Below are 12,122 nucleotides of genomic sequence, written 5' to 3'. Positions count from 1 at the left end.
GCGCTCGCAGGGTTTGTTGGTAGCAGCGGTGGAGGCTTCACCGGAGCCCGTGGGTAGGGGTAACGTTCGAGGCTTCACCGGACAACGGGGGCGGGGGAGTGCCCCCTCTGCGGCGCTGAGCGCCTTGAGGACGGAGCCCCCGCCCCGCGTGCCCGGTATGCGCCTCGTGCAGTATCAGCTACTCGCTTTGAGCGGATGCGGTCGCCTCGCTCGTAGCGTCTGCTTCGCCTCCGCAACCCTCATGAAGGGTCTCAGACTTGATAACAACGAACGCGTTATCTTCAGAACGGCGAACAACAAAGACCCGTCGCGTTAGCTGCGGGTCCTTAAATTTCTTACCCTCAGCAGAGCGAACGTTGCTCCAGTCTTCACAGAACGTGATGGTTGCGCCGGTGTTGTATGAGACAGAACCATCGTCGTTCATGGTTCCATAGGTGACTGGATCGATGTTATTGAAGGCAATTTCGCCCTTGATAGGACCGTGGTTTTCTTCTGTGAACTTTTGAATATTCTCCACTTCTTCCTTTGTGTCTTCCAGGAAGTTTTTATGCACGTATCGGAGCAGCTCTTCATCGCTCGTGTGCTCCAGGCTCCCATGCATCCATGCATTCCAAACGCGTCGGTACTGTTCCAACGCATCGTATGAAGCCTTGAGGGTCGCATCTGCTGCTTCCTTCGACGGGTTATCCAGATCAACGTTCGCACGAATCAGCACAGGCTCATAACCCGTCGGTGTGGGCGAAGGAGTGGGGGTTGCAGAAGCTTCAGTGCTTGCCGATTCAGCGCTCGCGGAGGTGGAAGCGCTCGATTCTGCGCTGACCTGCGCGCCGCCGGAACATGCGGACAGGGTGAGCATCATTGCCGCAGAAAGTGCGGCAATAGAAGTACGGTTAAACATCATTGTTAATTCTTTTCTGGTGTGTGGTTGTGTAAACCGCAGAATTATCCACGCAACAACGTGTGGAATTCAGCGGAATGTTATCGGTTGATGTCATTACCCTAACATACATCTGCAGAGCGCACACCCCGGTTTAGTTTTTGTCCATGTTGTCGAGATCCTGCTTATTGCAGCGCAGATAAGGGATGCGGTACGTGCCTCATCGCTGTCTCCCTCTCACCGTGAGCGGTCTCTCGCCGAACCTGAACGTAGCCTGTGAACTGTGGTACCCTACTAGAAGCACAAAACCTTTAAATCCGTCCCGTGAGGCGGGGAAGGAGACGGCTATGCCTGGGTCAGCTGTACCCACATCCGGCGCGAATCAGGGGCGAAATCTAACCGCAGCCCCCCATTCGGCAACCCCTCAAAGCACCTCCGAGGACGCGACCACCGTCGGCCGCACCATCCTCAGCGAGGACGAAATCCGCCGCGCCCTCACCCGCATCGCCTACGAAATCATCGAAACCAATAAAGGCGTAGAAAACCTCGTACTCATCGGCATCCGCTCCCGCGGCGTGCCCCTTGCCGTACGACTCGCAGCCCGCATCCAAGCCATCGAGCCGAACTTCAACGCAGAAACACGAATCGGCGCCCTGGACATCACCGCCTACCGCGACGACCAGCGAACCGGCACCACCACCTCCCCAGACACCGCAGGGGAAAGCATCATGCCCACCATCGGCATTGAAGGCAAAACCGTAGTCCTCGTTGACGACGTCCTCTACTCCGGCCGCACCGTACGCGCCGCCCTCGACGCGCTCAACGCCCACGGACGGCCCGCCCTCGTACGCCTGGCGGTCCTCGTAGACCGCGGACACCGGCAACTACCCATCCGCGCCGACCACGTGGGCAAAAACCTGCCCACCAGCGCCAGCGAAACCGTGCGCGTCGTACTGACTGAAACCGACAACGCAACAGACCGAGTTGACATTATCCAGCTGGGAGGGCTCTCATGAAGCATCTGCTCGACACCCGCGAACTAACCCGCGAAGAAGCCATCGAAATCCTTGACGTCGCCGACTACATGGCGCAGGTCAAAGCCGAAAACCGCACCCTCAACGTGCTCAACGGCAAGACCGTCGTCAACCTCTTCTTCGAGGACTCCACCCGAACCCGCCTCTCCTTCGAAGCCGCGGAGAAGCGCCTGGGCGCCGCCGTCACCAACTTCTCCGCATCTGGCTCCTCCCTGTCTAAGGGCGAGTCGCTCAAGGACACCGCGCAGACCCTCAAGGCGATTGCCGCGGATGCGTTCGTGATCCGCCACTCGGCATCCGGCGCACCGCAGCGCCTCGCCGAGGCAGGATGGACCGACATCCCCGTACTCAACGCGGGCGACGGCACCCACGCACACCCCACCCAGGCACTGCTCGACGCCGTCTCCCTGCGCCAGTACAAGGCAGAACGCGACGGCCTCGACAGCCCCCGCGGCACCGACCTGTCCGGTATGCGCGTGCTCATCGTCGGCGACATCCTGCACTCGCGCGTGGCACGCTCCAACCTCTGGCTGCTGACCACCCTCGGCGTGCAGGTCGTCTTCGTCGCACCGCCGACCCTGCTGCCGCTGAACACCGCCTCCTGGGTTGAAGAAGCCGGCGTAGAAATCTTCCACGACTTCGACGAAGCCATCGCCACCAACCCCGACGCCGTCATGCTGTTGCGTATCCAGAAGGAACGCATGAACGCCGCGTACTTCCCCTCCGCAGAGGAGTACACCGAGCTGTGGGGCCTGACTGCCGAACGCTTCGCAACCCTGCAGGCGCAGCCGCAGCCAGTCGCAATCCTGCACCCGGGCCCCATGAACCGCGGCCTGGAAATCTGCACCGAAGCCGCCGACGCCACCAACTCCTGGGTCCTACGCCAGGTCAGCAACGGTGTGGCGCTACGCATGGCGGTGCTCTACCTGCTTCTGACCGACGGCTCCAGCGCCAAGCTCTACGCCGGCGACGAATCCTAAACGACCTTCCTAACGAGAGGAACCAACACCATGAGCAAGTACCTGATTAAGGGCGCAAGCCTCTACGGCGAAAAGGTCGCCGACATCCTCATCGAGGACGGCGTGATTAGCCGCATCGCAGAGAACATTGACGCCGCAGATGCACAGGTCGTCGAGGCGGCAGGCCAGGTGGCGCTGCCCGGCCTGGTCGACATCCACACCCACCTGCGTCAGCCCGGCTACGAGGCATCCGAAACCGTCGAGACCGGCACCCGCGCAGCAGCCCTGGGCGGCTACACTGCAGTGTTCGCCATGGCAAACTCCATGCCCGTGGCAGACACCGCCGCAGTCGTTGAGCAGGTTGACCGCCTCGGCAAGGAATCCGGCTGGTGCCGCGTGCAGCCCATCGGCGCAGTGACCGTGGGCCTGAAGGGCGAGCGCCTCTCCGACATTGGCGGCATGGCGAACTCCACCGCGAACGTGCGCGTGTTCTCTGACGACGGCATGTGCGTGTACGACCCCGCAGTGATGCGTCGCGCCCTCGAATACGTCAAGACCTTCGACGGCGTTATTGCGCAGCACGCGCAGGAGCCGCGCCTGACCGAAGGCGCCCAGATGAACGAAGGTAAGGTGTCCGCTGACCTGGGTCTGACCGGTTGGCCCGCCGTCGCTGAAGAGGCAATCATTGCCCGCGACGTGCTGCTGGCTGAGCACCTGGACTCCAAGCTGCACATCTGCCACCTGTCCACCAAGGGCTCCATTGAGGTTGTGCGCTGGGCTAAGTCCCGCGGCGTGAAGGTGACCGCGGAGGCAACCCCGCACCACCTGCTGCTCACCGACGAGACCGCACGCACCTACGACCCGATTTTCAAGGTGAACCCGCCGCTGCGCACCGAAGAGGACGTCATGGCACTGCGTCAGGCAGTTGCTGACGGCATCATCGACGTAATCGGTACCGACCACGCACCGCACCCGGCAGAGACCAAGGAATGCGAGTGGGCGTGCGCCGCGAACGGCATGACCGGCCTGGAGCAGGCACTGTCCATCATCCAGATGACCCTGGTTGACACCGGCATGATTACCTGGCGCGATGTGGCGCGCATCCTCTCCGAGGAGCCCGCGAAGATTGGTCGCCTGGACCACGAGCAGGGCCGCCCGCTTGCCGAAGGTGAACCGGCAAACATTGTGCTGGTCGACCCGAAGGCAACCCGCGTCATCAAGCCGGAGGAGCAGGCAACCAAGGGTAAGAACAACCCCTACCGCGACATGGAGGTGCCCGGCTCGATCCGTGCAACCTTCTACGCTGGCCACCCGACCGTGCTGAACGGCGAGCTGGCAACCCCGCGTCGCTAAACCCGCGAGGCGAACGTACGTGGTGACCGTGCCTGGCGGTGGTAGGTTCACGCCTGCCACCGCCTCGCCGGGAGCACCGCCCCCAACCTCACCAACCCAGGTCGAGATTATCGACCGAGACCCCAACCGAAAGAGAGAACCTTCGTGGGAAAGTTCCTGACCGCCGTCATCTGCATCGCCCTGGTCGCCCTGTGCATCTACGGCATGTGGCACGGATGGCGCTCGCGCCTGGCACGCCAGGCGAACATGTTCGGCTCCCTCAAGGAAGTTCCCGAACGCTACGAGGGCATGACCGCTGACGCCGCTTTTGAGGGCGAGTACGTCAGCACCACGATCTTCGGTAACTGGCTGGACCGTGTGGGTTTCGATTCGCTCGGATTTAAGAGCAAGTCCACCCTGCTGATTTACCCGGACAGCATCATCTTCACCCGTAACGGCGCGAAGGACCTGTGGATTCCGGCGAAGAAGCTCGCAGTCATCACCACCGACCGCGGTATGGCGGGTAAGGTTGTGGAGAAGAACGGCCTGGTCGTGATTGGTTGGACCCTGGACGGTCACCGCGTGCAGACCGGCTTCCGCACCCGCTACGCCGAGGACAAGCAGGCGGTACTGCGGGAGCTGCGCCGCATCGCCCCGAACGCGGTGGATGCGCCCGAGAAGTGGGCGGCAGAACCGGAAGCCTAAATCCCGGTGTAATATCCCGGCGCAATATCCCTGCGCACCCACACCCATAGATTTTGCCCCACGGCAGGCGAAAACCCCGCCGAAGGCACCATAGACTACCCCGGAACTTGCACGGTAGAGGCCGTACAGGAAGCGGGGGAGAACACCAGAGAAAAGGAAGAAGAGCATGACTGACATGACACGATCCGGCGCCCTGCGTACGGACCGCGCGCTGCTCGTCCTGGAGGACGGCACCGTCTACCGCGGCTACGGCTACGGCGCAACCGGCGCGTCCCTGGGCGAGGCGGTTTTCTCGACCGGTATGACCGGCTACCAGGAAACCCTGACCGACCCCTCCTACGCGGGTCAGATTGTGGTTCAGACCGCTCCCCATATCGGCAACACCGGCGTGAACACCACCGACGCTGAGTCCCGCAAGATTTGGGTTGCCGGCTACGTGGTTCGCGACGCAGCACGCGTGGCATCCAACTGGCGTTCCGAGCGTACCCTCGACGAAGAGCTCATCGAGCAGGGCATCGTCGGTATTCAGGGCATTGACACTCGCGCCCTGACCCGCCGCCTGCGTTCGAGCGGTTCGATGCGTGCGGGCGTGTTCTCCGGTGAGCACGCAGAACGCCCCGAAGCTGAACTGCTGGAGGAGGTGCGCGCCTCCGAGCCGATGGCTGGCCGTAAGCTCGCTGACTCCGTTTCGGTTGACACCGCCTACACCGTTGAGCCGCACCAGTTCAACTGGTTCGCACCCCCGGTCGCAACCGTTGTCGCCCTGGACCTGGGCATTAAGTCGATGACCCCGCAGCGTTTCGCTGAGCGTGGCGTGCGCGTGCACGTGCTGCCCGCAAGCGCAACCCTCGAGGACATCTACTCCCACAACCCCGACGGCGTGTTCTTCTCCAACGGCCCCGGTGACCCGGCAACCGCTGACGAGCAGGTTGAGCTGCTGCAGGGCGTGCTGCGTAAGGGCACCCCGTTCTTCGGCATCTGCTTCGGTAACCAGCTGCTCGGCCGCGCCCTGGGCTTCGGCACCTACAAGCTGCCCTTCGGCCACCGCGGCATCAACCAGCCGGTCATGGACAAGACCACCGGCAAGGTTGAAATCACCGCACAGAACCACGGCTTCGCTGTGGACGCGCCGATTGGCGACTACGTGACTGCACCGAACGCCGAGTTCGGTCAGGTCATGGTCTCCCACGTGGGTCTGAACGACAACGTGGTTGAGGGCCTGACCTGTAAGGACATCCCCGCGTTCTCCGTGCAGTACCACCCCGAGGCTGCTGCGGGCCCGCACGATTCCGCCTACCTCTTTGACCGTTTCATCGACCTGATGGTCGCAACCAAGACTGCAAAGGAAGCATAAATGCCTCGTCGTACTGACCTTAATAGCGTCCTCGTCATCGGTTCCGGCCCCATCGTCATCGGTCAGGCAGCGGAATTCGACTACTCCGGCACTCAGGCGCTGCGCGTGCTGAAGGAGGAGGGCGTGCGCGTCATCCTCGTGAACTCGAACCCGGCAACCATCATGACCGACCCCGAGTTCGCGGACGCCACCTACATTGAACCCATCACCCCCGAGGTGATTGAGAAGATTATCGAGAAGGAAAAGCCGGACGCAATCCTGCCGACCCTGGGTGGTCAGACCGCACTGAACGCGGCAATCTCCCTGGATGAGCGCGGCGTGCTCTCCAAGTACAATGTTGAGCTGATCGGCGCGAACATTGAGGCGATTAACCTTGGTGAGGACCGTGAGGCATTCAAGGGCGTGGTGGAGCGCGCCGGCGGCGAGTCTGCACGCTCGGTGATTGTTCACTCCATGCCGGAGGCGCTGGAAGCCGCTAAGGAGCTGGGCTACCCGATGGTGGTCCGCCCCTCCTTCACCATGGGTGGTCTCGGCTCGGGTATGGCGTACAACGAGGAAGACCTCTACCGTATTGCCGGTGCGGGTATTCAGTACTCGCCGACCAGCGAGGTCCTGCTGGAGGAGTCCATCCTCGGCTGGAAGGAATACGAGCTGGAGATGATGCGTGATACCAACGACAACGTCGTGGTCGTCTGCTCCATCGAAAACTTCGACCCCGTGGGCGTGCACACCGGTGACTCCATCACCGTGGCACCCGCGCTGACCCTGACCGACCGTGAGTTCCAGAAGCTGCGCGACATCGCGATCAACGTGATTCGTGAGGTTGGCGTGGACACCGGTGGTTGTAACATCCAGTTCGCGATTGACCCGAAGACCGGCCGCATCATCGTCATTGAGATGAACCCGCGCGTGTCTCGTTCCTCGGCGCTCGCGTCGAAGGCTACCGGCTTCCCGATTGCGAAGATTGCGACCAAGCTGTCCTTGGGTTACACCCTGGATGAGATTCCGAACGATATCACCCAGAAGACCCCGGCGTCCTTCGAACCGACCCTCGACTACGTGGTTGTGAAGGTTCCGCGCTTCGCGTTTGAGAAGTTCCCGGCTGCTGACCCGACCCTGACCACCACCATGAAGAGTGTTGGCGAGGCTATGGCTCTGGGCCGTAACTTCACTGAGGCTCTGCAGAAGGCGATGCGTTCGCTGGAGCAGAAGGGCGCGTCCTTCTCGTTCAAGCCGCTGTCCCTGTCTGAGGCTGAGCTGGCTGAGCTGATTGAGAAGACTAAGGTTCCGACCACTCAGCGTATTTACCAGGTTCAGCAGGCTCTGCTGGCCGGTGCTACCGTGGAGCAGCTGCACGAGGCTACCAAGATTGACCCGTGGTTCCTGGATCAGCTGGTGCTGCTGAATGAGGTTGCCGGCGTGGTTCACGCTAAGCGTGACAACCTTGACCCGGAGACTTTGAAGCTGGCTAAGCGTCACGGTTTCTCGGACGCTCAGATTGCTGAGATTATCGGCTCTTCTGAGGATGTCGTGCGCGGTGTTCGCCACGCTCTGGGTATCCGCCCGGTCTTCAAGACTGTTGACACCTGTGCAGCCGAGTTTGAGGCGTTCACTCCGTACCACTACTCCTCCTACGACCTGGAGGATGAGGTTGCTCACCACGAGAAGCCCTCGATTATGATTCTGGGTTCGGGCCCGAACCGCATCGGTCAGGGTATCGAGTTCGACTACTCGTGCGTGCACGCTTCGCTGGTGCTGCGTTCGCTGGGTTACGAGACCGTCATGGTCAACTGCAACCCCGAGACCGTTTCGACTGACTACGATATTTCGACTCGCCTGTACTTTGAGCCGCTCACCCTTGAGGATGTGCTTGAGATTGTTGAGTCGGAGCGTCGTACCGGCGGTCTGATGGGTGTGTTCGTGCAGCTGGGCGGTCAGACTCCGCTGAAGCTGGCTCGTGCCCTGAAGGATGCTGGCGTGCCGATTCTGGGCACCACCCCCGAGGCTATTGACCTGGCTGAGGACCGCGGCGAGTTCTCCCGCGTGCTGGAGGAGGGCGGCCTGATTTCGCCCAAGAACGGTACCGCGTTCACTTTCGAGGGTGCTAAGCGCATCGCTGATGAGATTGGTTATCCGGTTCTGGTTCGTCCTTCATACGTGCTGGGCGGCCGTGGCATGGAGATCGTCTACGATGAGGCGAACCTGGCACGCTACCTGGAGAACGCTACCGAGGTTTCGCCCTCGCAGCCTGCTCTGATTGATAAGTTCCTTGAGGACGCTATCGAGATTGACGTTGACGCCCTGTTCGACGGCGAGGAGCTGTACTTGGGCGGCGTCATGGAGCACATTGAGGAAGCCGGTATTCACTCGGGTGACTCTTCTTGTACTCTGCCTCCGATTACTCTCGGCCCGGACATCATCGCGAAGGTAAAGGACGCTACCGAGAAGATTGCTCGCGGCACCGGTGTGCGCGGCCTGATTAACATTCAGTTCGCGTACGTGTCTGAGAACCTGTACGTGATTGAGGCGAACCCGCGTGCGTCTCGTACTGTTCCGTTCGTGTCGAAGGCTACCGGCGTGCAGATGGCTAAGGCTGCCGTGCTGATTGGTCTGGGTAAGAGCATTGCTGAGCTGAAGGCTGAGGGCTACCTGCCGTCGAACATGGATGGCGCGTCCCTGCCTGAGGAAACTGCGATTGCTGTGAAGGCTGCGGTTCTGCCGTTCGCTCGTTTCCGCACCCCCGAGGGTGTTGTGGTGGATTCGCTGCTGAGCCCGGAGATGCGTTCGACCGGTGAGGTCATGGGTCTGGATAAGCACTATGACACCGCGTTCGCGAAGGCTCAGGCTGGTGCTGGTTCGCCGCTACCGACCTCCGGTAAGGTGTTCATTTCGGTGGCTAACCACGATAAGCGTAACGTCATTATTTACGCGAAGATGCTGGAGTCGCTGGGCTTTGAGATCGTTTCGACCGGTGGTACCGCTGAGATTCTGCGCCGTAACGGCCTGAACTCGGTGATTGTGGCTTCGAAGTTCGCTGAGGCGAATGGCGACCACTCGATTGTGGACATGGTCCGCAACGGTGACATTGACCTGATTCTGAACACCCCTGCTGGTGGTGCTGCTCGTAGCGATGGTTACGAGATTCGTGCTGCTGCGGTTTCGGTGGGATGCCCGGTCATGACTACCATTTCTGAGTTCGCTGCGGCTGTTCAGGCGATTAATGCTCTGCGTGAGCACAGCTGGGACATCATGAGCCTGCAGGAGCACGGCGTTCAGCTGGCTGCCGCTGTGGATGCTCGTTCCGAGGGTGGCGAGGCGTAATGTCCGTTGCTTTTGGTGATCGTCTGGCGAAGGCGATGGCGGAGCGCGGCCCGCTGTGTGTGGGTATTGACCCGCATCCGAACCTGCTGGAGCAGTGGGGTCTTGAGGATTCCGCTGCCGGTCTGGCTGCTTTTACTGAGGCGGTCTATGAGGGTTGCGCCCCGTTTGCGGCGGCGTTGAAGCCTCAGGTGGCGCTGTTTGAGCGTCACGGCTCTGCCGGTCTTGCCGTGCTGGAGGCGCTGTTCGCCCGCGCTGCCGCTGATGGCGTGCTGATTGTTGCTGACGCTAAGCGCGGCGATATCGGTTCGACCATGAAGGCGTACGCGGATGCGTGGCTCGGCTCTTCGTCGCCGCTGGGTACCGATTCGGTGACTTTGAGCCCGTACTTGGGTTTTGAGTCGCTGCGTCCGGCGCTGGATTTGGCTGATCAGAATGACCGCGGCACTTTCGTGCTGGCGCTGACCTCGAACCCCGAGGGCAAGAGCGTTCAGCACGTGGGCGCTTCGGAGTCTGGTCAGTCCGGCGAGTCCGAGGGCGCTGTGGCCAAGCGTATTATTGCCGCGGCTACCGCCGAGAATGCTTCCCGCGAGTGGGAGCAGATGGGCCCGTGCGGCCTGGTGGTTGGCGCGACCGTTGGTCAGGCGCTGGTTGATTTGGGTATTGACCTGAGCGTGTTCAACGGCCCGATTCTGTCGCCGGGTTACGGTGCGCAGGGTGCTTCGGCGGCTGACCTGTACCGCGTGTTTGCGGGCGTTGAGTCGCAGGTGCTGGTGAATTCCAGCCGTGGCGTGCTGGCTGCTGGTCCCTCGGTTGAGGGCCTGGCGCAGGCTGCGCAGGCGGCTCGTGATGACCTGTTGGCGGCTCGCGGCGCATAGTCCGCGTGTTGTGTGAGGGGCGTGTGCTCTGGGTGGGTTCCGTAAGGGATCTGCTCGGGGTGCGCGCCCCTTTTGCGCGCCCAGGTTCTGATATCCAGTTTCCGGTACCCGATTTCTGCCCCGGTAGCGCCACGGTTTTGGCCGTTTTTGCCCCCATTTTCGGGTACATTCTGATGCATTTTTTGCAGCCGCGCACCCGCGCCGATGGGAGTTTGCTCACCTCTGTAGCGGGGGAGTGGGCGTCCGTCAAGACTCGTACCCGCGGTTCCGCTTTTGATAGGGCGAATACTCCGCTATGCTATAGGGGTACTCCCTGATATTTACGTGCTGACGTGCGTAGACGCATTGTTGGTGCGAGGGTGAGTGCCGCGGGTGGAACGAGGATTCTCGTGCTATCCGTGTTACATTAGTTGATAAGTAAAATTCTATAACTCGCAGAAATGGGGGACCCAACCATGCCGCTGACTCCGCTAACTGAGGATGCGCGCGCCTCCGCCCGCGAGAAGGCAGTACTTGCCCGAGCACACCGCCAGGAAATTAAGCGTGCACTGAGTGACCGTGAACTTTCCGTGCGTCAGGTGCTCGATATGGTCGATTCCGACCCTGCACTGGCTAAAATGCCGGTGGGGCAGATGCTGCGCGCACTTCCGGGCATTGGTGCCGTTCGAGCTGAACGCATCATTGAAGAACTTCATATTGCACCGACTCGCCGCCTTGGCGGCCTTGGTGTACACCAGCGTCGCAAGATGGTGGAGTACTTCAACCGTAATTCGCGGTATTTGAACCGTGCACGTCGTAAGACTGCTGGTCAGTCTTCCGAGTCTTCTCAGTCCTAATACCTCGTGCCTTCAGCCGATGAAGGCGCAGTAAGGAAGCTATGTCTCAGCCGACTCTCACCGTACTGGCTGGCCCCACTGCTGTTGGCAAGGGTACGGTGTGCCAGTACATTCGTGAGAACTACCCGAACGTGTGGTTCTCTGTTTCCGCTACCACTCGTGATCCTCGCCCCGGTGAGGTTGACGGTACTCACTACTATTTCGTTTCGATGGAAGAGTTTGACCAGATGATTGCTGACGGTCAGATGCTTGAGTACGCTGTGGTGCACGGTAAGAACAAGTACGGTACTCCGCGCGCTAAGGTCCAGGAAGCTCTGGACGCTGGCCGCCCGGTGATCCTTGAGATTGACCTGCAGGGTGCTCGCCAGATTCGCGAGACCATGCCGGATGCCCGCCTGATTTTCTTGGCTCCTCCGAGCTGGGATGAGCTGGTGTCGCGTCTGGTGGGTCGAGGTACCGAGAGTGAGCAGGAGCAAGCTCGTCGCCTTGAAACCGCGAAGGTTGAGTTGGCTGCTGAGAAGGAATTTGACGTCACGGTCGTCAACGACACTGTTGAGCGTGCAGCGAAGGAGATTGCTGAGCTGATTGGCGCCGCCTAATCTGCATGCTTTGCGTTTGCGGTGGGGCTAGAGTTTCTTCCGACCTGTAGTTCTGCCGTGAGGCGTTGTGAAGGGTGGGGGTTTCGAAGAGTTTTCTTCGGGCCCCCACCTTTTGTCTGGGCTGGTACGTGCGTTTTAGCCGTTGAGAGGGTAGAATAGTTCTTTAGTTTTGACCGTGCCCTCAGTGTGCCCGGTTTGCGCCATAGCGCGAACGGTGTGCGGGGGTGTTC

At 61.0% G+C, this 12,122-nt stretch carries 10 protein-coding genes; 9 read left to right on the top strand and 1 reads right to left on the bottom strand.

Annotation, left to right across the window (positions count from 1 at the left end):
* Positions 1-178: 178 nt before the first annotated feature.
* The gene (locus tag HMPREF2605_RS09590) at positions 179-901 is read right to left on the bottom strand and encodes a hypothetical protein (protein ID WP_070847739.1); all 723 of its coding nucleotides are present in this window, start codon (positions 899-901) and stop codon (positions 179-181) included.
* Positions 902-1,224: 323 nt separating this feature from the next.
* On the opposite strand from HMPREF2605_RS09590, the gene pyrR reads away from it, so the two are divergent.
* The 9 genes from pyrR to gmk all read left to right on the top strand — a co-directional run bounded on the left by pyrR (position 1,225) and on the right by gmk (position 11,892).
* Positions 1,225-1,893 (top strand): bifunctional pyr operon transcriptional regulator/uracil phosphoribosyltransferase PyrR, encoded by a 669-nt coding sequence (gene pyrR / locus HMPREF2605_RS07680; RefSeq protein ID WP_070847737.1) that lies wholly within the window; start codon positions 1,225-1,227, stop codon positions 1,891-1,893.
* On the top strand, positions 1,890-2,891 hold the full coding sequence (locus tag HMPREF2605_RS07675; protein WP_070847734.1) for an aspartate carbamoyltransferase catalytic subunit: 1,002 nt from the start codon (positions 1,890-1,892) through the stop codon (positions 2,889-2,891). Before pyrR ends, HMPREF2605_RS07675 begins: the two co-directional genes overlap by 4 nt.
* A 30-nt stretch (positions 2,892-2,921) precedes the next feature.
* Positions 2,922-4,223 carry a dihydroorotase gene (locus HMPREF2605_RS07670; protein WP_070847731.1) on the top strand — a complete coding sequence of 434 codons (1,302 nt, stop codon included), beginning with the start codon at positions 2,922-2,924 and terminating at the stop codon, positions 4,221-4,223.
* 144 nt (positions 4,224-4,367) lie between these two features.
* Positions 4,368-4,907: a PH-like domain-containing protein gene (locus HMPREF2605_RS07665; protein WP_005508722.1), complete on the top strand. Its 540-nt coding sequence runs from the start codon at positions 4,368-4,370 to the stop codon at positions 4,905-4,907.
* Positions 4,908-5,073: 166 nt separating this feature from the next.
* Positions 5,074-6,261, top strand: coding sequence for a glutamine-hydrolyzing carbamoyl-phosphate synthase small subunit (carA, locus tag HMPREF2605_RS07660; protein WP_070847729.1), 1,188 nt, complete (start codon positions 5,074-5,076; stop codon positions 6,259-6,261).
* Complete coding sequence (carB, locus tag HMPREF2605_RS07655) at positions 6,262-9,582, top strand: carbamoyl-phosphate synthase large subunit (RefSeq protein WP_005505946.1); 3,321 nt, start codon at positions 6,262-6,264, stop codon at positions 9,580-9,582. It abuts the gene before it with no gap.
* On the top strand, positions 9,582-10,457 hold the full coding sequence (pyrF, locus tag HMPREF2605_RS07650) for an orotidine-5'-phosphate decarboxylase (protein WP_070847726.1): 876 nt from the start codon (positions 9,582-9,584) through the stop codon (positions 10,455-10,457). Before carB ends, pyrF begins: the two co-directional genes overlap by 1 nt.
* A 455-nt stretch (positions 10,458-10,912) precedes the next feature.
* The gene (mihF, locus tag HMPREF2605_RS07645) at positions 10,913-11,293 is read left to right on the top strand and encodes an integration host factor, actinobacterial type (protein WP_070847723.1); all 381 of its coding nucleotides are present in this window, start codon (positions 10,913-10,915) and stop codon (positions 11,291-11,293) included.
* Positions 11,294-11,334: 41 nt separating this feature from the next.
* Positions 11,335-11,892, top strand: coding sequence for a guanylate kinase (gmk, locus tag HMPREF2605_RS07640; protein WP_012903499.1), 558 nt, complete (start codon positions 11,335-11,337; stop codon positions 11,890-11,892).
* Positions 11,893-12,122: the final 230 nt, after the last annotated feature.

Source organism: Rothia sp. HMSC065C03 (assembly GCF_001837295.1).
GTDB lineage: Bacteria > Actinomycetota > Actinomycetes > Actinomycetales > Micrococcaceae > Rothia.
The sequence above is the reverse complement of the archived record's forward strand: the minus strand, read 5'-3'. Positions and strand labels throughout refer to the sequence as shown.

What these genes read in the sequence shown, in the direction of transcription:
- HMPREF2605_RS09590 (WP_070847739.1), bottom strand. Translation starts at nt 901, where the DNA reads ATGATGTTTAACCGTACTTCTATTGCCGCACTTTCTGCGGCAATGATG.
- pyrR (WP_070847737.1), top strand. Translation starts at nt 1,225, where the DNA reads ATGCCTGGGTCAGCTGTACCCACATCCGGCGCGAATCAGGGGCGAAAT.
- HMPREF2605_RS07675 (WP_070847734.1), top strand. Translation starts at nt 1,890, where the DNA reads ATGAAGCATCTGCTCGACACCCGCGAACTAACCCGCGAAGAAGCCATC.
- HMPREF2605_RS07670 (WP_070847731.1), top strand. Translation starts at nt 2,922, where the DNA reads ATGAGCAAGTACCTGATTAAGGGCGCAAGCCTCTACGGCGAAAAGGTC.
- carA (WP_070847729.1), top strand. Translation starts at nt 5,074, where the DNA reads ATGACTGACATGACACGATCCGGCGCCCTGCGTACGGACCGCGCGCTG.
- carB (WP_005505946.1), top strand. Translation starts at nt 6,262, where the DNA reads ATGCCTCGTCGTACTGACCTTAATAGCGTCCTCGTCATCGGTTCCGGC.
- pyrF (WP_070847726.1), top strand. Translation starts at nt 9,582, where the DNA reads ATGTCCGTTGCTTTTGGTGATCGTCTGGCGAAGGCGATGGCGGAGCGC.
- mihF (WP_070847723.1), top strand. Translation starts at nt 10,913, where the DNA reads ATGCCGCTGACTCCGCTAACTGAGGATGCGCGCGCCTCCGCCCGCGAG.
- gmk (WP_012903499.1), top strand. Translation starts at nt 11,335, where the DNA reads ATGTCTCAGCCGACTCTCACCGTACTGGCTGGCCCCACTGCTGTTGGC.